The organism is Bacteroides sp. HF-4919 (assembly GCF_018860125.1).
Map to the genome: position 1 here is coordinate 410,728 of NZ_JAHKNF010000002.1, position 20,079 is coordinate 430,806.

Below are 20,079 nucleotides of genomic sequence, written 5' to 3' on the forward strand. Positions count from 1 at the left end.
ATACAGCCACTTCTCTATACTTTTTTGATATTGAGTGCATAAAGGAAGCTATTATTTTTTCAAACAGTGTCGTTATTGTATTATATTTGCCCAAGTAATTCACAAACACTTAATAGCATGAAAAAGTATTTATCATTTATTCTCCTGTTCGTTGCCTTCACCTTACAGGCACAGGAGACGTACAAAACAGTAAAAGACATTTCGTATATTTCTGCGGGGGAAACGGATGGTTACCGTAAGGAACGCTGTAAACTTGATGTCTATTATCCGGTTGGGAAAAAAGACTTTCCAACGATTGTCTGGTTTCATGGCGGAGGATTGGAAGGGGGAGGAAAACACATTCCTGAGATGTTTATGAATCAAGGATTTGCAGTAGTCGCTGTCAATTACAGGCTTAGTCCTAAAGCTAAAAACCCTGCTTATACCGATGATGCAGCCGCTGCCGTTGCCTGGACCTGTAAACATATAGAAGAATATGGAGGTAGTCCCAAACGTGTTTTTGTTACCGGACATTCGGCCGGAGGTTATTTGACTTTAATGGTCGGATTAGATAAATCATATCTTCGGAAATATGGAGTAGATGCTGACAGCATAGCTGCGTATCTTCCTATCAGCGGGCAGACTGTTACACATTTCACCATACGTAAAGAACGCGCGCTGCCCGAAGGTATTCCGGTGATAGACCGGTATGCGCCTTGCAACAAAGCCCGTAAGAATACACCTCCTTTTATATTGATTACCGGTGACCGGAATTTGGAAATGGCAGACCGTTACGAAGAAAATGCTTTGCTGGCTTCAGTACTGAAGAATATTGGTAATCAGAAAGTATCACTTTACGAATTGCAGGGCTTTGATCACGGGCAGGTATATACTCCGGGTTGTTGTCTGGTGGCGAATTATATTCGTCGTTTTACTGTGTCCGGAATGTAACCGGCGGTTCGTTTGGATTCTTTAGAAAGATATTTCTCCCTCATTCGTAGTACGAATTTACCATACTTATGGTATTGAGAATGAACCAAATCTGCACTACTTTTGTCCTATTACTAATAAACAGATATTTAATAATAGATAGATATGGGAAAGATAGCAAAGAAGCTGACAGATTTAGTCGGTAACACTCCGTTACTGGAGTTGAGTAATTATAACGCAAGTAAAGGGCTCAAAGCACGTGTAGTGGCAAAGCTGGAATATTTCAATCCGGCCGGAAGTGTGAAAGACCGTATTTCTCTGGCCATGATTGAAGATGCCGAAGTGAAGGGGACGTTGAGGCCAGGATCTGTTATTATAGAGCCAACCAGTGGAAATACCGGAGTCGGTTTGGCATTTGTGGCTGCTGCCAAAGGATATAAGCTGATATTGACCATGCCCGACACGATGAGTATGGAACGCAGGAACCTGTTGAAGGCGTTGGGAGCGGAGCTTGTACTTACTCCGGGAGCAAACGGGATGAAAGGAGCCATTGCCAAGGCTGAGGAACTGCAAGCGGCTACTCCCGGATCTGTCATTCTGCAACAGTTCGAAAATCCGGCTAACCCTGCGGTTCATGTACGTACTACCGGACAGGAGATCTGGAGAGATACCGATGGAAAGGTGGACATCTTTGTGGCCGGAGTAGGAACGGGAGGTACCGTAAGTGGAGTAGGGTCTGCTTTGAAGGAGCATAATCCTACTGTACGAATTGTGGCTGTAGAGCCTACCGATTCACCGGTATTGTCGGGTGGTGCTCCCGGTCCGCACAAGATACAGGGTATTGGAGCAGGATTTATACCCAAAACCTATAATGCTGCTGTGGTAGACGAGATTAAACAGGTAGGAAACGATGATGCTATCCGTACCAGTCGTGAATTGGCGGCTAAAGAGGGGCTTTTGGTCGGAATCTCTTCCGGGGCGGCAGTATATGCAGCTACCGAGTTAGCCAGACTTCCGGAGAATGAGGGAAAATTGATTGTTGTATTATTGCCGGATACAGGCGAACGCTATCTGTCGACAATCTTATATGCGTTCGAGGAGTATCCGCTCTGATGCATTGTTCACCACAGATTACACAGATTTGCACAGATTAATGATTCGTCTTACTAACTATCGGATCAAAATTCTGAGTGAATCCGTGTAATCTGTGGTGAATTTATTTCGTATGCGGCACCGCATACTCTTTTGCCGTAACGTTTTCAATCGGTATCTCCCAGATTTTTACATTTCTCACTGCCGGATCTGAGTATACAAATTCCCGGCTGCTATAATGCCGCATCAATATATTGAGCGCTTCACGTTTTTCTTCCAGGTCTTCGATAAAGTTTACGCGTCCTCTGCAAATCACACTTTTGGCCCGCATCCGATAACTGCATGCCACCTTGGGGTGCTGGAATACCAATTCGTGGTCTACACTGAAAGTGATGCAGACACGGTTATTTTTTGCCAGCATATCGATGCTGCTGCCTGTGGGGCCGGAATGCAGATAGATCACTCCATCCTGATAGCCGAAGTTCATGGGGATCACATAAGGGTTGCCTTCCAGGTCGGTGATACCGACAAAGCAAATATCGCAACGGGAGATAATTTCTTCTACCTGCTCTTTGTTTTCAATGATTACTGTCTTCATAACTATATTCTCTTGATAGGAATACAAAGATGGAAATTTATTTTAATAACTTTGCCTTCCGGGAATATAGAAATACGGTTTTTGAAATGAATTAACCCTGATAGTTATGAAGAAACACATTTTTACCACTCTTTTTTGTTTACTGGAAGCCTGCCTGTTGTTCGGCGGAAATAATCTTTCGCTTTGGTACCGGCAGCCTGCTGCCAACTGGAATGAAGCTCTTCCTTTGGGAAATGGATATCTGGGTGCGATGGTATTCGGAGATGCCGGGAGAGAACATTTGCAACTGAATGAAAGCACACTATATAGCGGTGAACCTTTTTCCGGTGTTGGCGTACCTTCTATCGGAAGTGTATACAATGAAGTGCTTGCCTTGTTGAACCATGGCGATTATGCGGGTGCCCACCGATTGATAACCCGGAACTGGCAAGGCAGGCTTTCGCAGAGCTATCAACCTCTGGCCGACCTTTTTCTAAGCTTTGATGTTCAGGGAAAGGTGGAAAACTATGTGCGTGAATTGAATCTGCAAGATGCCGTACATACTATTCGCTATCAGGCAGAAGGCATCCGCTATACCCGTGAATACTTTATATCCAATCCGGACCGGGTAATGGTGATTCGTATCTCTGCTTCACGTCGGTCGCCCGTAAATGTAGCGGTGAGCTATACATCGGAGCATCCGACAGCGAAAGTGGATGGTACGGGTGAAGAGTTGATTCTTTCGGGACAGGCTCCGGGTTGTGTAGAGCGGCGGACGCTGGACTTCCTCGAAAAGAACAGATTGACAGATCGCCATCCGGAACTTTTCGATAGTCACGGACGCCGAAAGACCGACAAACAAGTGCTGTATGCCGATGAGGTTGGCGGCAAAGGGATGTTTTTCCAAAGCCGGGTGAAGGTACTGAAAGGAAATGCCACCTTGCAAGACAATCAGTTGAAAGTGAGCGGAGAGGGTGAAATAATTCTTTTGGTTGCTGCTGCCACCAGCTATAATGGCTTTGATAGAAGTCCTTCACAGGACGGCAGTGATTATCAGGCCAAGTTGGATACGATTCTTTCCGTTGCCGGGCAGCTGCCTTATGAAGATCTGAAGAAACGTCACTTGGCGGACTATCAACGGCTGTTCGGTCGTGTGGCGTTGACTTTGAAATCGGAGAAAGACTATTCTGGTCTGCCTACCGACCGCCGTATTATCGGATTCAGGGACAATCCGGACAATGCTCTGGCAGCACTTTTGTTTCAGTATGGGCGTTACCTGCTGATAGCATCTTCACGTGAAGGCGGACAACCCGCCAATCTGCAAGGTATATGGAATAAGGATGTGGTTCCGGCATGGAGCAGCAGTTATACCATTAATATCAATACTGAGATGAATTACTGGCCGGCCGAAACCACCGGACTGCCTGAGTGCAGTGAACCGCTTTTCCGACTGATTCGGGAACTTGCGGTCAATGGTTCCGTTACAGCTGCAAAGATGTATAACCTTCCCGGCTGGACTTCCCATCATATCACCTCTATCTGGCGTGAGTCGGGACCGGCAGACGGTGAACCTACCTGGTTTATGTGGAATATGAGTGCCGGCTGGCTTTGCCGGCATTTGTGGGATCATTACCTGTTTTCGGAGGATAAGAAGTTTCTCCGTGAGACCGCCTATCCGCTGATGCGCGATGCCGCACGGTTTTATAACGCCTGGCTGGTGGAAAAAGACGGGATGTGGCAAACTCCGTTGGGAGTTTCACCCGAGAATCAGTTTCTGACTCCGGAAAAGAAAACTTCGGCCGTAGCTCCGGCTCCGGCGATGGATATGGCCATTATTCGTGAACTCTTCAGCAATACGGCCGAAGCAGCTGCGATTTTAGCTGCCGATTCTATTCTTCCTCCTGCCGATACTCTCTTGCTGCACGTAATGGGAGCAAAGCAACTGGTGCCTTACCGTATCGGAAAGCGGGGGCAGATTATGGAGTGGAGTGAAGACTTTGATGAAGTAGAACCGCACCACCGCCATTTGTCACACTTGTATGGATTCCATCCGGGATGTGAAATAACACCGGGCAAGACACCCGAACTTGTCAGTGCAGTCCGCCGTACGCTCGAATTGCGTGGAGATGAAGCTACGGGCTGGAGTATGGGATGGAAGATCAACATGTGGGCCCGTATGCACGATGGAAATCACGCTTACCGTATTATACGGAATTTATTCACCCCCACCGACTTCGGGCCGGAAGTAAATCGGCATGGGGGATTATATAAGAATTTGTTCGATGCACATCCCCCTTTCCAGATCGACGGTAACTTTGGGTATACTGCCGGTGTGGCGGAAATGTTGTTGCAGAGCCATGACGGTGTGATAGACGTTCTGCCGGCATTACCCGATGTATGGGCAGAAGGAAAGGTTACGGGGCTGCGTGCCCGCGGTGGTTTCATTATAGATATTACATGGAGTAAATCAGGTAAAACTGTGGTAAAGGTATTTTCCGAACAGGGAAATGCCTGCCGTTTGAAGATCGGGCGGAAGGTGAAGGAAGTTGTAATTCCGGCAGGTCAGAGTCAGGTCTTTACGGTTAAGCGGTAGTCCGGCATGGGGCAATGACCGGCTGTCTCTAAAGCGGCGTCATTTCTCTTTTTCACCTTTCAGCAAGAACGTTGATGGATGCTTGGGATAATAATGTTTCCTCTTTTCCGGGATCGGCCGGAAGATAAAAGTCCGTCTTTCCGACTTTCATCTTCCGACAGACCGGGTCTACTTGTTTTTTTACTTTCTGATTTCCGGTCGGATGGGGATGTACCGGTGCTTATAGTAAGTGCCTGTGCCTGCTCGATGATGATTCGTTTCCTTGATATAGTTGTTTTCAATCCTCCACTTCAAACTGTTTATATAAATCTTTCAGTTCACGGAGGGTTTTCCGGTAATTCCGTCCTAAAGAACGGTCTATGATCAGCAGGTAAATGGCTATGCCGAGTGGGACAACTACGACGTTCAATATACCGGGAGTTATATTCATTGCCATCAGATAGAACACATAGAAGCCTATTGCCGAGAGAAAGGAACACGTATATACGATCCAACCATATTTGGTATTGAATTTGACGTCTTTCTCAACTTCTTTTATCCGGTATTCCAACCATTCCTTTACAGCCATGCCGTTGGTGTATTTCCGCATTCTGTAAGCGGAACGTTCCCAAAGGAAATAGGAAACGGACAATACGGCCAAAGCGGCTATATCCACGTACGCTCTTTCCATGCTTTGCTCTCTTATAAACAGCATTACAATAAGGTAAACAACCACGGCGACCACAACGAGTCGGAAGACGGTTCCGGGATACACTGTCTTGATTGATTTTCTCGCGGATTTGATTACCATCTCGTTCAGTTTCTCTTCGGGATACGGTTTGATATTCTTTTCCACTCCCGCTTTCCAGGTTTCTTTAATGTCATGTGCTTCCATGATGCTTTACTTTTTAAATTGTTTTTGTAATCGGCTTTTCAGCCTGTGAATCTTTACGCCGACGGCGGAGCTGCTCATTCCCACTATTTCTGCTATTTCTTCATAACTATAGTCTTCCATATAAAGCAGCATGATGGACTTGTCTATTTCATTCAGCTTTTGAAGGGCATTGACAAGTCTTTGCCAGTTTTCGTCCTGTTCCTGCTGTTCCCAAGGGTCAACGGTCTCTCCCTCCGGCGGCGAGTCATGAAACTCGATGCGACTATCCTTTCTTATTTTCGAAATAGAGGTATTGATTGCTACCCTATAGATCCACGATGCGGGTTTCTCCTTGTTCTGCAATGCCGGGAAAGATCGCCAGAGCTGATAGACGGTTTCCTGAAAGTTGTCCTCTCTGTCCGCTTCCGATCTGAAATATACCCGGTTTACCTTGTGGATAATCCCCTGATAGGCAGTCAACATCTTCAGAAATTCATTTTTGTTCGACTTCATTTGTTTTAATCTTTACTTTATAGTCGGGCGAACGATGTTATTATTACAAGATTGCTTTATTATAAAAGAATAAGAGAGAAAAGAGTATAAAAAGATTAGGTAAGAAAAGCAATAGACAATAAAACAAGAGGCTGAACTCAAAAATAAAATTTTGAGACAGCCTCTTTATCGGTCATTTACCAAAAGCGAATCATTGTACCTGATCCAAAGGTATCTTATAGTAATAAGTTTGATCTGCGCCATTTTCCTCCCGGAGGGCTTTCACATAAAGAGTGGTGTTATCCTTCCAGCAAACGGTTTGCGGGAATATCTTGTCCGACCATAAGCCGAACATGAATTTGAATTCGCCGCCTGAGACCTGAAATACCTTTATAATTCCGGCTCTTTCGCCTTCAAGCTCGGTGCATGCATCCACACAATAACAATTCTGATTCAAAGAGAACAAAGCTTGGGTGCGGAGACCGTATTCTTCCCCGTTCGCTTTAGAGACGTATGAAATTCCTTCCCACTCAAGGCCTTCGTATTCGAATACATAACAATTCATTTCTGCAAGATATCCTTTGTATAGGTATTTGCGATACGCATCGGATTGTTCATAGCAATCGGATAACACTTTTGTGTGCCCATTTTCCAGTGAAACAGAATAGCTCCCTTGATCAGTGGGTAACTGAACCGTGCTGTCCGGCTGTATGTTCTTATAGTTAGCCGATGCCGCTAAAAATTCAGCTTCGTCAATGGGAATGACCCAACGGTCTAAATGATCTTCTTCAGTGCCATATTCAAAGTCCTCGTGCTAATAGGTTATTTCCGGGATCGAGCCATGATCCGATTCCTCTGATGTATTAACCGGCTCCTTCTCCAGCAATATCTTTTGATTGTAAACCCATCCGGCAACCGGAATGACCGGGCTTTGCACATAATATTTTCCCTGTTCGCAGGTAATCAGGGCAACCGTATCGCCCTCGTTTCTAAAAGGTACGGTAGTAGTCTCTTCAATCTTTCTTTTGTAGAGTAACAACAACTGATCTTTGCTTTCCCGGATCGAGCATTCACACACGAAAAACGTCTGAAAGCCCTCTGCTGTAAAAGAAACCATCGAATCCTGAATTTCAAAATCATAACCGACTCCGATGTTGCTGGCATCTTCTTGAATGGTTTCTCCTGAGAGGATATATAAAGAATAGCTCCCAATCCAATGCTGACTGATGGCGTGTTCTGATTGTTCGGTTTCGTTGCCGGGTGATTGAGTCTTCGGAGTGGACGAACGTTTCCCAAAATTTATACAACCGGATAGTAGTATAATGCACAATGTTATTAAGATCCACTTTCTATTCATAAAAACAAATGTGTTTATTCATATTCCTATCTATAAATGTAAAACCGCCTTCCATACTGGTTCCGGCAGAATTACTCTTTCCGCATATCGTTTTCGTAACGGCCTGCTTCGCGGACGGTTCCGTCCTCGTTCAGATATTTAAAAGGGCCATGCTGTTTGTTGGCTTTGTAGGTGAATTCCGACTTTAGCTGGCCGTTGCTATAATAATATTCGCGGCTAATGCCTTCCAACTTGCCATTCAGGTAATTTTTGGAGCTTTCGGGCTTTCCATCAGTGAAATAGCGAATCTCTTCTCCTGTCTTTTCCCCTGCCCGGTAGGTAGTCGAACGTTCGGGGATGCCCGTATCACGGCGATATTCGATCCAGATTCCGTCTTTTTTGCCTTCCTTGTAAGTACCTTTTTTACGGAGATTTCCATTCTTTAGCGTTTCAGAATATTCGCCCGTCAGCAATCCGTTTTTATAGCTGCTGCGACGGGTGAAATCAATACTACCGGACAGATGCTCCACCCAATTTCCATCGGGCTTGCCATCTTTATAATAAGTATCGCGCACGAGGCTTCCTTCCTCATTGTATTTGCGGTCGCATCCGTCCTGGTCTCCCATTTTATAGCAGACCTCCGTTTCGACTTTTCCATTTTGATAGTATGACTTACAGACACCGTGCAACTTTCCTTCCACGAACGTTCCTTCGCCCTGCAGGGTTTTGCCGTCGCCATAATATGTTTTACGATAGCCTTCTCTCCATCCATCCTTGTATGTGCTTTCCTCCGCAAGAACATTCCTCTTGAAATGGCGATACAGCCCGTCGTACATGCCATTCTTGAAAGAAGCCAGGATATATTCCGAATGATAGCCGTCGATGATGCGGTATTCGCCCTGTAACGGTGTTTTTTCCTCGTTCAGTTCCCGGAACAGCAACCGTCCGTCACCATAGTTAATGACGGACACTTCGTTTACTTGAAATACCTTTTCCTGAGCAACACTTGTGAATACCCATGCTCCGAGTAAGAGTAAAAGAATAACTTTTTTCATTGATTTCTTAGTTTATTTTGTGATAATAAATAATTGGAATATCTGCATTCTGCCTTTATCTGCCGTAGCAGATGAAAGTACGTTCGATATCCGGTTTCCTGATCGGTTTTTGTACTGTCAATCTTTACAAAGATTTTTTATTGGGAATAAATGCGCTTAGTATCTCTATATCTTTGGGACGGACCAGTACGTCTAATTTTATTATTTCTGCGGATTCCTTGTTCCTGAACTCAAGTTCCATAAATCTTTTCTCTAATCTTTTCATTGAAGTATCCATTCTTCTTGAAAGATAAACATGTCCATTACCGCTATCGGCAATATAGCTCTTATTGATAAAAGCTGTGTAGCCAGATGTAAATGCTATCCATAGTAAGAAACCCTTGCCGTTGGAGAAGTCAGTTGAGTCGCTGGCGTTTAACGTCATTGTATGTATAATTTCTTGCCTGGTGGACTCTTGAACTTTCTTTATAAGTTCAGGTTCTATTATTTTCCAGTTCTTATTATTCTTGATTGCTCTGATAATTACAAAGAAGATGCTGAGTAATGCGATGATTACAAATAGTATTGCTATGATCAGTTTTATTCCAAGCATGTTTGTGATGTTCTTTTTATTGAGTTGTTTTACTCCGTATTCCAACTTTGTTTAGTTGGCGGCAAATATACTGTTTTAATTCCGATGACCGAATGAAAATTGGTTTTATTGTTGAAATGCTAAATGATGAAGCGGCGATGAGCAGAGTTGATAAGCGGGTACGAATGTATATGGTAAAAAGAAGAACTGTCGCATTTACACTTAAATCAAAGAATTGCACGGCACCTTGGATACATTGTCGGAATGGATTTTATATATTAGAATTTGTCGGATGATCCGATTGCTGCGTTTTGTCTGTGTTTCATTTCAAAAAGTAAGTAAATGGCTGTTTCCGCTTACATATACTTTCTCTTTTATCGGACTGATAGGGAGCACAGGAACACAAAAACAGATTTTTGGACTCCAACAGCCGGACTTTGGAGATCGGAAACCCGGGCTTTTCGGGTTGAAGCCCCTTGCTTTTCTCGAAAAGAAGTAAGCATTTTCCGAAAATGCTTACTTCTTTCGGGTGAAATGCTTATTTCTTTTGAAGAAAAACAAAGGTCTTTTGTTTCACATCTTCTTTTACCGGTGTTTCGGAGCGGCGTGAATCCATATATTTCTCTGGTTGCTTCCGAATGGCGAGCGCTTAGGAAAAGATAAAATGATTCCTTATATCCTTTATTTCTTTTTCTTTGTCCGGCTTCTATGTACTTATACTTTCGCTTTTGTCCAACTTTCCCTATCTGGATAATAAAAAGAAAATCGCCGATCCGTGTGGAAGGCGATTTTTCTTTGCGGACGTACTCTTGCCGGAAATAAGGCAATCTGAGCGGGTCCCGATTATCATTTTGACAAAGTGTTACTCTATCAGTGCGAAGTCCAGTTGTTTCTTCTCCAGATTGGCCCGTGCCACTTTGATGGTGATCGCGTCTCCCAGGCTGTAGATACGGTTCTTGCGACGACCGCGCAGGCAGTAGTTCTTTTCGTCGAACTCGTAATAATCATCGTCCAGATCGCGGATAGGTATCATGCCCTCACATTTGTTTTCGTTTAGTTCTACGTAAAGTCCCCATTCCGTTACGCCGGAGATCACTCCGTCATAAGTCTGTCCCAGATGTTCGCTCATGAACTCCACCTGTTTGTATTTGATGGAAGCGCGTTCGGCGTTGGCTGCAATCTGTTCCATGTTCGAACTGTGGTCGCACAGATCCTCGTACTTCGTTTCCGATACGCTGCGTCCGCCATCCATATATTTGGTTACCAACCGGTGCACCATCATGTCCGGAAAACGCCGGATAGGAGAGGTGAAGTGGGTGTAATAGTCGAAAGCCAGTCCGTAGTGTCCGATGTTGTGCGTAGAGTAGCGCGCTTTCTGCATGGCACGGATAGATACGGTTTCAATCAGGTTTTCTTCTTTCTTTCCTTGTATGTCGTCCAGCAGGTGATTGATCGATTTAGAGACATCCGTCTTGGTTCCGCTTGTGCGGAGTCTGTAACCGAAACGGGCGATGAACTGTGCGAGGTTGTCCAGCTTTTCCGGATCAGGAAGGTCGTGGATACGGTAAGGCAGCACTTTGGCCTTCTTTCCTTTGGGTACCTTGCCTATTTTCTCTGCTACGGTGCGGTTGGCAAGCAGCATAAACTCTTCTACCAGTTTATTGGCATCTTTTGACTCCTTAAAGTAAACGCTGATGGGTTTTCCTTTTTCATCGATTTCGAATTTCACTTCGTAACGGTCGAAGTTGATGGCTCCTGCCGCAAAACGCTTTTCACGCAGAGCCTTGGCTATGGTGTCGAGCATCAGTATCTCGTCCTTGAAGTCACCCTCTTTGGTTTCGATGATCTGTTGCGCCTCTTCGTAAGTGAAGCGGCGGTCCGATTCGATGACCGTGTGTACAATGCGCGAGTCTCTCACTTCTCCTTTTTCCGTGATATCGAATATGGCAGAGAAAGCAAGTTTCTCTTCGTTGGGGCGAAGCGAGCAGATGAAGTTGCAGAGCCGTTCGGGCAACATCGGTATGGTGCGGTCTACCAGATAAACGGAAGTTGCACGCTTTTCGGCTTCTTTGTCGATAATGCTTCCCTCTTTGACATAATGCGTCACATCGGCAATGTGTACGCCGACTTCCCAAAGTCCGTCCTTCAATGGGCGGATGGAAAGAGCGTCGTCAAAGTCTTTGGCGTCTTTCGGGTCGATGGTGAAAGTGGTTACTTTTCGGAAGTCTTCGCGGCGGGCTATCTCTTCGGCGGAAATCTCTGCGGGAATCTTATCTGCGGCTTTTTCTACCGACTGCGGATAGACGTATGGCAATCCGAATTCGGCCAGGATAGCGTGCATCTCAGTCGTATTGTCACCGGCTTTGCCAAGAATGTCGAGCACTTGTCCGATCGGGTTTTTAGCTTTGTCCGGCCACTCTGTGACCTTTACCACTGCCTTGTCGCCGGTCTTTCCGCCCTTCAGTTTATCTTTAGGGATAAAGATGTCGTTGGCAAGCGTACGGTTTTCCGTGACGAGGAAGGCATATGATTTCTCCACTTCCAGTGTGCCGACAAATGTATCGTTGGCGCGTTCCAGTATCTCGATCACTTCTCCCTCGGCCTCGCGTCCGCGACGTTTGGCATAAAAGGCGATGCGCACCTTATCGTTATTCATCGCATGAGCGGAGTTACGCTCGGCGACAAAAATCGGGTCTCCGCCTCCTTCGGGGATAAACGAGTTCTTCCCGTTGCTTTTACGTTGGAAAGTTCCGGTCATTTCAACACCGTGATTGTTTAGTTTATATTTGTTTTTATCTACTTCGGTAATGTAGTCATCGGCCAGGAGATCGGACAGGATATCCATGCAGAGCATTTTTAGCGGATGAGTGGTTAACTTCAGTTCCGAGAAAATATATTTCAGGCTGATAACCTCGTCTTGTTTGGCATGGAAGAAATCGAGAACCACCTTTGACAGTTCTTTCTTCTTCATTCTTTTGCCGGCTTTTTTTTCTTTCTTTTTAGCCATAATCGGTTCGTTTTATATCAATCAGTACAAAGTAAGCGATTAAATATTAATAATTCAAGATTTTCATGTACATTTGCCCCTCACATTATGAATAATCTAACAAATGGAAAGTGAAAAGTCTTCCAGGGAGAAGGGAATTTATAAAGTAACGATCGTGGGAAGTATCGTGAACTTCCTTTTGCTCGTTTTTAAATTCTTTGCCGGAATTGCCGGGCATAGTGCGGCTATGCTGGCCGATGCTGTCCATTCACTATCCGACTTCATCACCGATATTGTTGTCATTGTCTTTGTCCGTATCGCCGGGAAGCCCGAAGATAAGGGGCACGATTATGGGCACGGCAAATATGAAACATTGGCTACGGCCATCATCGGGTTGTTACTTTTGTGTGTCGGCTTCGGTATCTTTTGGAATGGTGCCTCTTCCATTTATACTTTTTTGCAGGGCGGACAGTTGGAGTCTCCCGGTGTAGTGGCATTGGTGGCGGCATTGGTGTCGATTGTGTCAAAAGAGATACTGTATCAGTATACCGTGATTCAGGGCAAGAAGTTAAATTCTCAGGCCGTGGTAGCCAATGCCTGGCATCACCGGAGTGATGCGTTATCATCCATCGGAACGGCTATCGGTATTGGAGGGGCCATTTTGCTGGGAGATCATTGGCGGGTACTCGATCCGATTGCCGCAGTGGTAGTCAGTTTCTTTATTATGAAGGTATCTGTGCAGTTGCTGATTCCTTGTGTGGACGAACTGCTTGAAAAGTCCTTGCCGGACGATGTCGAGAAAGAGATTGAGCAGACCGTACTCTCTTTTCCGGGAGTGAGTCAGCCCCACCATTTGCGTACCCGCAGGATCGGCAGTTATTATGCCATCGAAATTCATGTCCGCATGGATGGGAAGATAACTCTGGAAGAGGCGCATGGCACGGCTACTGCTATCGAAAATAAACTAAAAGAGATGTTTGGGAAAGGAACCCATGTAGGCATTCATGTGGAACCAACGAAATAATTATCATTTGATCTGAATTTTATGGAGAGTATTCTAATTACCGGAGCAAGCGGATTTATCGGCAGTTTCATTGTTCAGGAAGCTTTGAAACGCAGGTTTGGTGTCTGGGCGGGGATCCGTGCATCCAGCAGTAAGAAATACCTGAAAGAACGCAAGATTCACTTCCTTGAGTTGGACTTTGCACACCCCAATGAGTTGCGGGCACAACTGTCCGGCCATAAAGGTACGTACAATAAATTCGATTATATCGTCCATTGTGCCGGCGTGACCAAGTGTGCGGACAAGAACGACTTCGACCGTGTCAACTATCTGCAGACCAAATATTTTGTCGATACGTTGCGCGAGCTTAATATGATTCCCAAGCAGTTTATCTATATCAGTACTCTGAGTGTATTCGGTCCGATACGTGAAAAGGATTATACTCCCATCCGTGAAGAAGATACTCCGGCTCCGAATACGGCTTACGGATTAAGTAAGCTGAAAGCGGAACTTTATATCCAGAGCCTGCCCGGTTTTCCGTATGTCATTTACCGTCCGACGGGAGTGTACGGACCTCGTGAGGCAGACTATTTCCTGATGGCGAAGTCCATCCGGCAGCATACGGATTTCTCCGTGGGATATAAACGGCAGGATTTGACATTTGTGTATGTGAAAGATATTGTACAGGCTATTTTTCTGGGAATTGAGAAGGAAGTATCCCGGCGTGCTTACTTTCTGGCTGACGGGAAGGTATATAAAAGCCGTGCTTTCTCCGATCTGATTCAAAAAGAATTGGGGAGTCCGTTTGTTATTCACATCAAATGTCCGTTAATTGTGCTAAAAGTCGTATCTTTGCTCGCCGAATTTATAGCGACCCGTTCGGGAAAGAGCAGCACACTGAATTCGGACAAATATAAAATAATGAAACAAAGAAATTGGCAATGCGACATAACTCCGGCTGTGAAAGAACTGGGATATGCTCCTGAATACGATTTGGAAAAGGGAGTGAAGGAAACGATTGCCTGGTATAAGAACGAAGGATGGCTTTAGATTTATTTAAACGTGTAGAAAGCCGTAAGGGCTTGTTTGCTGTTGAGAAGATAACATTGATATATAATCTGTTAACTTCTATCTTGATTTTATTCATGTTTCAACGGATGGACCATCCGCTCCACATGTTGTGGGACAGGGCAGTGATTGCAGCAATGACTTTTTTGCTGATGTATCTCTACCGGTTGGCTCCATGTAAGTTTTCCGCTTTTGTGCGTATCGCTATCCAGATGAGCCTTTTGTCATACTGGTATCCGGATACCTTTGAGTTCAACCGTGTCTTCCCCAACCTGGATCATCTTTTTGCTACGGCCGAACAGTGGATGTTCGGAGGGCAACCTGCCGTATGGTTTTGCCACGCGTTTCCGCAAATGTGGGTGAGTGAACCCTTCAATATGGGGTACTTCGCATATTATCCTATGATTCTGGTTGTGACGTTGTTCTATTTCATCTATCGGTTCGATCTGTTTGAGAAGATGTCGTTTGTACTGGTCACCTGCTTTTTCATCTACTACCTTATTTATATATTCGTTCCGGTTGCCGGTCCTCAGTTCTATTTCCCTGCCATTGGCATGGATTCTGTCTCACAAGGTGTCTTTCCTGCCATTGGCGATTATTTCAATCACAATCAGGAGTTGCTTCCGGGTCCCGGCTATCAGCATGGATTCTTTTATAGCCTGGTAGAGGGTTCGCAACAAGTGGGAGAACGTCCTACGGCGGCTTTTCCCAGTTCGCATGTCGGTGTTTCGACTATTCTGATGATTATGGCTTGGCGTGGCAGCAAGAAACTTTTTGCCTGCCTGTTGCCGCTCTATCTGTTGCTTTGCGGAGCTACTGTCTATATTCAGGCACATTATCTGATTGATGCGATTGCGGGCTTTATCTCTGCTTTCGTGCTGTATGTGCTGGTGACAAAGATGTTCAAGAAATGGTTTGCAGTGCCGATGTTTAAGTGATGGGGTGAAGTCCATCGAATATCCGGAAAAGCTCTTCTACCGACTCTGTTCGCAGCATGGCGATGCGTGTTTCCCGGAAGTTGGGTATTCCTTTGAATAAAGGAGTTGCTGCCAGATGGCGGCGGATATGGATAATCCCTCTGCGCTCGTCCAGGCGGGCTACACTGTTCAGCACCTCTTCACGCAATACATTCAGATACCACTCAAAGGATTCCTGCGGCAATTCTTCTCCGGTTTCAAGATAATGCTTCACTTCGCGGAATATCCATGGGCGGCCGATGCTGCCACGTCCTATCATGATAGCGTCTACTCCATACCGCTCAAAACACTCCTTGGCACCGGTAGCCGAAGTTACGTCGCCATTTCCTATGATCGGTATATGCATACGCGGGTTGTTCTTTACTTCCCCTATCAGGGTCCAGTCCGCTTCGCCCGTATACATCTGTGCCCGGGTACGTCCGTGAATGGCCAATGCCGCAATACCGCAATCCTGTAATTGTTCGGCCAGGTCGACAATGATTTTATGGTCCGCATCCCATCCCAGACGGGTCTTTACAGTAACGGGTATTTTGACTGCATCTACTACGGCACGGGTTATTTCAAGCATCTTCGGGATATTCTGCAACATACCGGCGCCTGCTCCTTTTCCGGCAACTTTCTTTACCGGACAGCCGAAGTTGATGTCTAATATATCCGGTTGTGCTTCTTCTACAATCCGTGCTGCGCCAACCATGGCTTCCGTATCTTTACCGTATATCTGAATGGCGACGGGACGTTCTTCGTCGCAGATGGTCAGTTTTTGAGTTGTTTTGTTGACGGAACGTATCAAAGCATCACTCGAGACGAACTCTGTGTATACCATATCGGCTCCGAACTTTTTGCACATCAGGCGGAAAGCGAGATCGGTGACATCCTCCATCGGAGCCAAAAATACAGGGCGTTCACCCAGGTCTATGTGGCCTATTTTCATCTTTTTACGATTTTCTATTCATTATTTGGCTGCAAAAGTACGGAAAAAACCCCTACCTTTGCACTCCATTCATTTATTTAACTGGATAGAAATTATGAAGAAAAGACTATTTTCCATTGCTCTGTGCCTGACTTTTATCTTGTCTGCCACTTCCGTTTCGGCTCAGGATGCTGCTTATAAAGAGGCGTTAAGCAAGATGCTCGAGGCCTCGGGCGCTATGACTACTGTGAAATCGATGGTTCCGCAGATGATCGGGATGATGAAACATACTTATTCGAACGTTCCGGATGAATTCTGGAAAACTTTTGAAGAGCAGTTGTCCGAAAAGGCAAACACACAGTTTATGGATATATATGTATCTATTTATTACAGGTATCTGACGATAAACGACCTGAAGAAGATTACCCAGTTCTATGAATCTCCTGTGGGAAAGAAGCTGGCCGAGTCCACTCCGGTGATGACTGCCGAGGCCATGGAAGCGGGTCAGCAGATCGGAATGGGGATTGCCCAGGAGATAGTGGCAAACCTGAAAGAAAAAGGATATATTCAGTAGTTGCGGACTCGTAACTTATAATTGGTAACTATGTATAAGATAAGTGACTTTGAAATAATGGCTCCGGTTGGCTCACGCGAATCGCTCGCGGCAGCCATCCAGGCGGGAGCTGATTCTATTTATTTTGGTATTGAGAATCTGAACATGCGTGCACGTTCGGCCAATACATTCACCATTGAGGACTTGCGCGAGATAGCCCGGACCTGTGACGAACATGGAATGAAGAGTTATCTGACGGTGAATACCATCATATATGACAAGGATGTTGAACTGATGCGTACCATTGTCGACGCGGCCAAGGAAGCGGGTATTTCGGCTGTGATTGCCGCCGATGTGGCGGTGATGAGCTATGCCAACAAGATTGGTCAGGAAGTGCATCTGTCTACGCAATTGAATATCTCGAATGCAGAAGCCTTGAAGTTTTACGCGCAATTTGCCGATGTAGTGGTGTTGGCGCGCGAACTGAATCTGGAACAGGTAGCGGAGATCTATCGTCAGATTCAGGAAGAACATATCTGTGGACCGGGCGGAGAGCTGATCCGTATCGAAATGTTTTGCCACGGAGCGCTTTGTATGGCTGTTTCGGGCAAGTGCTATCTGTCTTTGCATGAAATGAATCATTCTGCCAACCGGGGAGCCTGCATGCAGATCTGCCGTCGTTCTTACACTGTCCGTGATAAGGATACCGATGTGGAACTTGAGGTTGACAACCAGTACATCATGTCGCCCAAAGATTTAAAGACCATTCATTTCATGAATAAAATGATGGATGCCGGGGTGCGTGTATTCAAAATCGAAGGCCGTGCCCGCGGGCCCGAATATGTACGTACTGTTGTCGAGTGTTATAAGCAGGCTATTCAGGCCTGTCTGGATGGTACGTTTACCGACGAGAAGATTGCGGCGTGGGATGAACGCTTGAAAACGGTATTCAACCGGGGCTTTTGGGACGGTTACTATCTGGGACAGCGTCTGGGAGAATGGACTAAGAATTACGGATCGGCGGCAACCGAACGTAAGATCTATGTGGGGAAAGGTATTAAATACTTCTCCAACATTGGTGTAGCCGAATTCCTGGTGGAAGCGGCTGAAGTGAGTGTAGGCGATAAGCTGTTGATTACCGGCCCTACTACCGGAGCTGTGTTTGCTACGCTCGATGAGGCCCGTGTGGAGCTGAAACCGGTAGAAACCGTGAAGAAGGGAGAGCACTTCTCTATGAAGCTGGATAAGATACGTCCGAGTGACAAACTGTATAAATTGGTTTCGACCGAAGAACTGAAAAAATTTAAAGGACTGGAATAAAGATGGAAAAGTATATCTATGAACTTACTTTAAAGGTACGTGACTACGAGTGCGACCTGCAAGGCATTGTGAATAACGCTAATTATCAACATTATCTGGAACATACCCGTCATGAGTTTCTTTCATCGGTAGGCGTAAGTTTTGCAAAACTGCACGAAGAGGGCGTGGATCCGGTGGTAGCCCGCATTAATATGGCCTTCAAAACCCCATTAAAGAGTGGTGATGAATTCGTTTCCAAATTGTATATGAAGAAAGAAGGTATCAAATATGTGTTCTATCAGGACATCTTCCGGAAAAGCGATAATAAGGTTGTCGTTAAATCGACGGTGGAAACGGTATGTGTGGTAAACGGACGTTTGAGCGATAGTGAATTATTCGACCGGATTTTTGCGCCTTACCTGCAATGAGCACCGATGAAGAACGGATATGCAGTATTGCACTGACGCAAATACCGGGCGTTGGGCATATAGGTGCCAAACGTCTGGTAGACGGTATGGGGAGTGCTGCCGATGTATTCCGTTACCGGACTGAATTGCCCGATCGCTTACCCGGAGTGAATCAGGCAGTTGTCGCAGCATTGGATTCTCCACAGGCATTGAAGCGTGCCGAACAGGAATATGAGTTTGTACGGGATAACCGTATCTCTTGCCTTACGATGGCAGATGAGGGCTATCCTTCCAGACTGCGTGAATGCGATGATGCTCCCGTCGTATTATTCTTTAAAGGAAAAGCAGATCTCAATGCTTTCCACATTATTAATATGGTCGGGACCCGTAATGCAACGGATTACGGGAAACAAATTTGCGTCAGTTTCCTGCAGGATTTGCAGGCGTTATGTCCGGATGTACTTGTTGTCAGCGGATTGGCTTATGGGGTCGATATCAATGCCCACCGGGCAGCACTGGCTGTTGAACTTCCTACTGTGGGGGTATTGGCTCATGGGCTGGACCGTATTTACCCTTCGTTACATCGTAAAACAGCCATTGATATGCTCCGGCAGGGTGGACTGTTAACTGAATTTCTTTCCGGAACAAATCCGGATAAACATAACTTCATCAGTCGGAACCGTATTGTTGCCGGTATCAGCGATGCCACTATTGTGGTGGAGTCTGCCGCTAAAGGCGGTTCTCTGATTACGGCGGATATTGCCGGAAGTTATCATCGCGACTGTTTTGCTTTCCCGGGGCGGGTCACTGATGAATATTCGAAAGGGTGCAATCAGTTGATACGGGACAATAAGGCTGTTTTATTGGAGTCTGCGGCGGATTTTGTGAAGGCAATGGGGTGGGATACCGGTTCACATACTATTAAACCGACAACCGTACAGCGGAATCTTTTCCCTGATTTATCTGCCGAAGAACTGAAGATTGTAGATATTCTCGGACGGCTGGGAGATTTGCAGATCAATGCGTTGATGGTGCAGGCTGATATTCCTATCAATAAGATCAGTGTCATTCTGTTTGAGCTGGAAATGAAAGGAGTAATCCGGGCCTTGGCGGGAGGAGTCTATCAGTTGCTTAAATAAAGGGGCAAAAAAAAGGAGTCACGCCTGACTCCAACCTTTTGTTAACCTTAAATCTAATACTATGAAAAAAATCACAATACAAATGTAATTCTCTTCGGATGATTCTCCAAATATTTCCCTGAATATTGTCTCTCTTTTGAATTCCTTCACGGTTTTTCACGGATATGCCTTTATAATGTCTCTTCTTCCTGTTTATTTAGCAGTCTTTAGGGAAGGATAAACCCCGTCAAACTTGCAAAATCGTTCCAATCGTTTCACA

Annotated in this window: 19 protein-coding genes; 10 read left to right on the forward strand and 9 right to left on the reverse strand. The window is 45.5% G+C overall.

Annotated features, from left to right (window positions below; translation table 11 throughout):
- Positions 1 to 117: 117 nt before the first annotated feature.
- On the forward strand, positions 118 to 930 hold the full coding sequence (locus tag KO473_RS05865; protein ID WP_005812493.1) for an alpha/beta hydrolase: 813 nt from the start codon (positions 118 to 120) through the stop codon (positions 928 to 930).
- A 144-nt stretch (positions 931 to 1,074) separates the two neighbouring features.
- On the forward strand, positions 1,075 to 2,022 hold the full coding sequence (gene cysK / locus KO473_RS05870) for a cysteine synthase A (protein WP_005822492.1): 948 nt from the start codon (positions 1,075 to 1,077) through the stop codon (positions 2,020 to 2,022).
- Positions 2,023 to 2,125: 103 nt separating this feature from the next.
- Here the strand turns inward: cysK and KO473_RS05875 are convergent, their stop codons facing one another.
- A complete protein-coding gene (locus KO473_RS05875; RefSeq protein ID WP_005782870.1) occupies positions 2,126 to 2,599 on the reverse strand; it encodes a pyridoxamine 5'-phosphate oxidase family protein in 474 nt (157 codons plus the stop codon).
- Positions 2,600 to 2,705: 106 nt separating this feature from the next.
- Here KO473_RS05875 and KO473_RS05880 point away from each other — a divergent pair, with 106 nt between their 5' ends.
- A complete protein-coding gene (locus tag KO473_RS05880) occupies positions 2,706 to 5,171 on the forward strand; it encodes a glycoside hydrolase N-terminal domain-containing protein (protein ID WP_122130107.1) in 2,466 nt (821 codons plus the stop codon).
- 277 nt (positions 5,172 to 5,448) lie between these two features.
- On the opposite strand, the gene KO473_RS05885 is transcribed toward KO473_RS05880, so the two are convergent.
- From KO473_RS05885 to rnr, 7 genes are all read right to left on the reverse strand, one after another.
- Positions 5,449 to 6,045 carry a hypothetical protein gene (locus KO473_RS05885; protein WP_005782874.1) on the reverse strand — a complete coding sequence of 199 codons (597 nt, stop codon included), beginning with the start codon at positions 6,043 to 6,045 and terminating at the stop codon, positions 5,449 to 5,451.
- A 6-nt stretch (positions 6,046 to 6,051) separates the two neighbouring features.
- Positions 6,052 to 6,537, reverse strand: coding sequence for an RNA polymerase sigma factor (locus tag KO473_RS05890; RefSeq protein WP_005782877.1), 486 nt, complete (start codon positions 6,535 to 6,537; stop codon positions 6,052 to 6,054).
- Between the two features lie 190 nt (positions 6,538 to 6,727).
- Positions 6,728 to 7,081, reverse strand: coding sequence for a hypothetical protein (locus KO473_RS23375; protein WP_250716531.1), 354 nt, complete (start codon positions 7,079 to 7,081; stop codon positions 6,728 to 6,730).
- Positions 7,082 to 7,330: 249 nt separating this feature from the next.
- Positions 7,331 to 7,873, reverse strand: a complete 543-nt coding sequence (locus KO473_RS23380; RefSeq protein ID WP_250716530.1) for a DUF5991 domain-containing protein — start codon at positions 7,871 to 7,873, stop codon at positions 7,331 to 7,333.
- A 71-nt stretch (positions 7,874 to 7,944) separates the two neighbouring features.
- Positions 7,945 to 8,907: a toxin-antitoxin system YwqK family antitoxin gene (locus KO473_RS05900; protein ID WP_005782880.1), complete on the reverse strand. Its 963-nt coding sequence runs from the start codon at positions 8,905 to 8,907 to the stop codon at positions 7,945 to 7,947.
- Positions 8,908 to 9,031: 124 nt separating this feature from the next.
- On the reverse strand, positions 9,032 to 9,544 hold the full coding sequence (locus tag KO473_RS05905) for a hypothetical protein (RefSeq protein WP_250716529.1): 513 nt from the start codon (positions 9,542 to 9,544) through the stop codon (positions 9,032 to 9,034).
- 796 nt (positions 9,545 to 10,340) lie between these two features.
- Complete coding sequence (gene rnr / locus KO473_RS05910) at positions 10,341 to 12,485, reverse strand: ribonuclease R (RefSeq protein ID WP_122130105.1); 2,145 nt, start codon at positions 12,483 to 12,485, stop codon at positions 10,341 to 10,343.
- 103 nt (positions 12,486 to 12,588) lie between these two features.
- Here rnr and KO473_RS05915 point away from each other — a divergent pair, with 103 nt between their 5' ends.
- Genes KO473_RS05915 through KO473_RS05925 form a run of 3 tightly spaced genes read left to right on the forward strand, consistent with a single transcriptional unit; the run spans position 12,589 to position 15,473 of the window.
- Entirely contained in the window at positions 12,589 to 13,488 is a 900-nt protein-coding gene (locus tag KO473_RS05915; protein ID WP_005782889.1) for a cation diffusion facilitator family transporter, read from the forward strand.
- 21 nt (positions 13,489 to 13,509) lie between these two features.
- Positions 13,510 to 14,517 (forward strand): NAD(P)-dependent oxidoreductase, encoded by a 1,008-nt coding sequence (locus KO473_RS05920; RefSeq protein WP_005812513.1) that lies wholly within the window; start codon positions 13,510 to 13,512, stop codon positions 14,515 to 14,517.
- Positions 14,508 to 15,473 (forward strand): phosphatase PAP2 family protein, encoded by a 966-nt coding sequence (locus KO473_RS05925; protein ID WP_005782893.1) that lies wholly within the window; start codon positions 14,508 to 14,510, stop codon positions 15,471 to 15,473. Before KO473_RS05920 ends, KO473_RS05925 begins: the two co-directional genes overlap by 10 nt.
- Here KO473_RS05925 and dusB read toward each other — a convergent pair.
- The gene (gene dusB, locus KO473_RS05930; protein WP_005822481.1) at positions 15,466 to 16,443 is read right to left on the reverse strand and encodes a tRNA dihydrouridine synthase DusB; all 978 of its coding nucleotides are present in this window, start codon (positions 16,441 to 16,443) and stop codon (positions 15,466 to 15,468) included. The genes KO473_RS05925 and dusB overlap by 8 nt on opposite strands.
- Positions 16,444 to 16,537: 94 nt before the next feature.
- On the opposite strand from dusB, the gene KO473_RS05935 reads away from it, so the two are divergent.
- From KO473_RS05935 to dprA, 4 genes are read left to right on the forward strand one after another with little or no spacing between them, the layout of a single operon-like run.
- On the forward strand, positions 16,538 to 16,996 hold the full coding sequence (locus KO473_RS05935) for a DUF2059 domain-containing protein (RefSeq protein ID WP_005822479.1): 459 nt from the start codon (positions 16,538 to 16,540) through the stop codon (positions 16,994 to 16,996).
- A 57-nt stretch (positions 16,997 to 17,053) separates the two neighbouring features.
- The gene (locus tag KO473_RS05940; protein WP_181996013.1) at positions 17,054 to 18,295 is read left to right on the forward strand and encodes a peptidase U32 family protein; all 1,242 of its coding nucleotides are present in this window, start codon (positions 17,054 to 17,056) and stop codon (positions 18,293 to 18,295) included.
- 2 nt (positions 18,296 to 18,297) lie between these two features.
- Positions 18,298 to 18,702, forward strand: coding sequence for a thioesterase family protein (locus tag KO473_RS05945; protein ID WP_005782900.1), 405 nt, complete (start codon positions 18,298 to 18,300; stop codon positions 18,700 to 18,702).
- Positions 18,699 to 19,820, forward strand: coding sequence for a DNA-processing protein DprA (gene dprA / locus KO473_RS05950; protein ID WP_005822478.1), 1,122 nt, complete (start codon positions 18,699 to 18,701; stop codon positions 19,818 to 19,820). The genes KO473_RS05945 and dprA overlap by 4 nt, the downstream gene beginning before the upstream one ends.
- Positions 19,821 to 20,079 lie beyond the last annotated feature (259 nt).

Coding starts and splice junctions, on each gene's coding strand:
- KO473_RS05865 (WP_005812493.1), top strand. CDS start 118: ATGAAAAAGTATTTATCATTTATTCTCCTGTTCGTTGCCTTCACCTTA.
- cysK (WP_005822492.1), top strand. CDS start 1,075: ATGGGAAAGATAGCAAAGAAGCTGACAGATTTAGTCGGTAACACTCCG.
- KO473_RS05875 (WP_005782870.1), bottom strand. CDS start 2,599: ATGAAGACAGTAATCATTGAAAACAAAGAGCAGGTAGAAGAAATTATC.
- KO473_RS05880 (WP_122130107.1), top strand. CDS start 2,706: ATGAAGAAACACATTTTTACCACTCTTTTTTGTTTACTGGAAGCCTGC.
- KO473_RS05885 (WP_005782874.1), bottom strand. CDS start 6,045: ATGGAAGCACATGACATTAAAGAAACCTGGAAAGCGGGAGTGGAAAAG.
- KO473_RS05890 (WP_005782877.1), bottom strand. CDS start 6,537: ATGAAGTCGAACAAAAATGAATTTCTGAAGATGTTGACTGCCTATCAG.
- KO473_RS23375 (WP_250716531.1), bottom strand. CDS start 7,081: ATGAATTGTTATGTATTCGAATACGAAGGCCTTGAGTGGGAAGGAATT.
- KO473_RS23380 (WP_250716530.1), bottom strand. CDS start 7,873: ATGAATAGAAAGTGGATCTTAATAACATTGTGCATTATACTACTATCC.
- KO473_RS05900 (WP_005782880.1), bottom strand. CDS start 8,907: ATGAAAAAAGTTATTCTTTTACTCTTACTCGGAGCATGGGTATTCACA.
- rnr (WP_122130105.1), bottom strand. CDS start 12,485: ATGGCTAAAAAGAAAGAAAAAAAAGCCGGCAAAAGAATGAAGAAGAAA.
- KO473_RS05915 (WP_005782889.1), top strand. CDS start 12,589: ATGGAAAGTGAAAAGTCTTCCAGGGAGAAGGGAATTTATAAAGTAACG.
- KO473_RS05920 (WP_005812513.1), top strand. CDS start 13,510: ATGGAGAGTATTCTAATTACCGGAGCAAGCGGATTTATCGGCAGTTTC.
- KO473_RS05925 (WP_005782893.1), top strand. CDS start 14,508: ATGGCTTTAGATTTATTTAAACGTGTAGAAAGCCGTAAGGGCTTGTTT.
- dusB (WP_005822481.1), bottom strand. CDS start 16,443: ATGAAAATAGGCCACATAGACCTGGGTGAACGCCCTGTATTTTTGGCT.
- KO473_RS05935 (WP_005822479.1), top strand. CDS start 16,538: ATGAAGAAAAGACTATTTTCCATTGCTCTGTGCCTGACTTTTATCTTG.
- KO473_RS05940 (WP_181996013.1), top strand. CDS start 17,054: ATGGCTCCGGTTGGCTCACGCGAATCGCTCGCGGCAGCCATCCAGGCG.
- KO473_RS05945 (WP_005782900.1), top strand. CDS start 18,298: ATGGAAAAGTATATCTATGAACTTACTTTAAAGGTACGTGACTACGAG.
- dprA (WP_005822478.1), top strand. CDS start 18,699: ATGAGCACCGATGAAGAACGGATATGCAGTATTGCACTGACGCAAATA.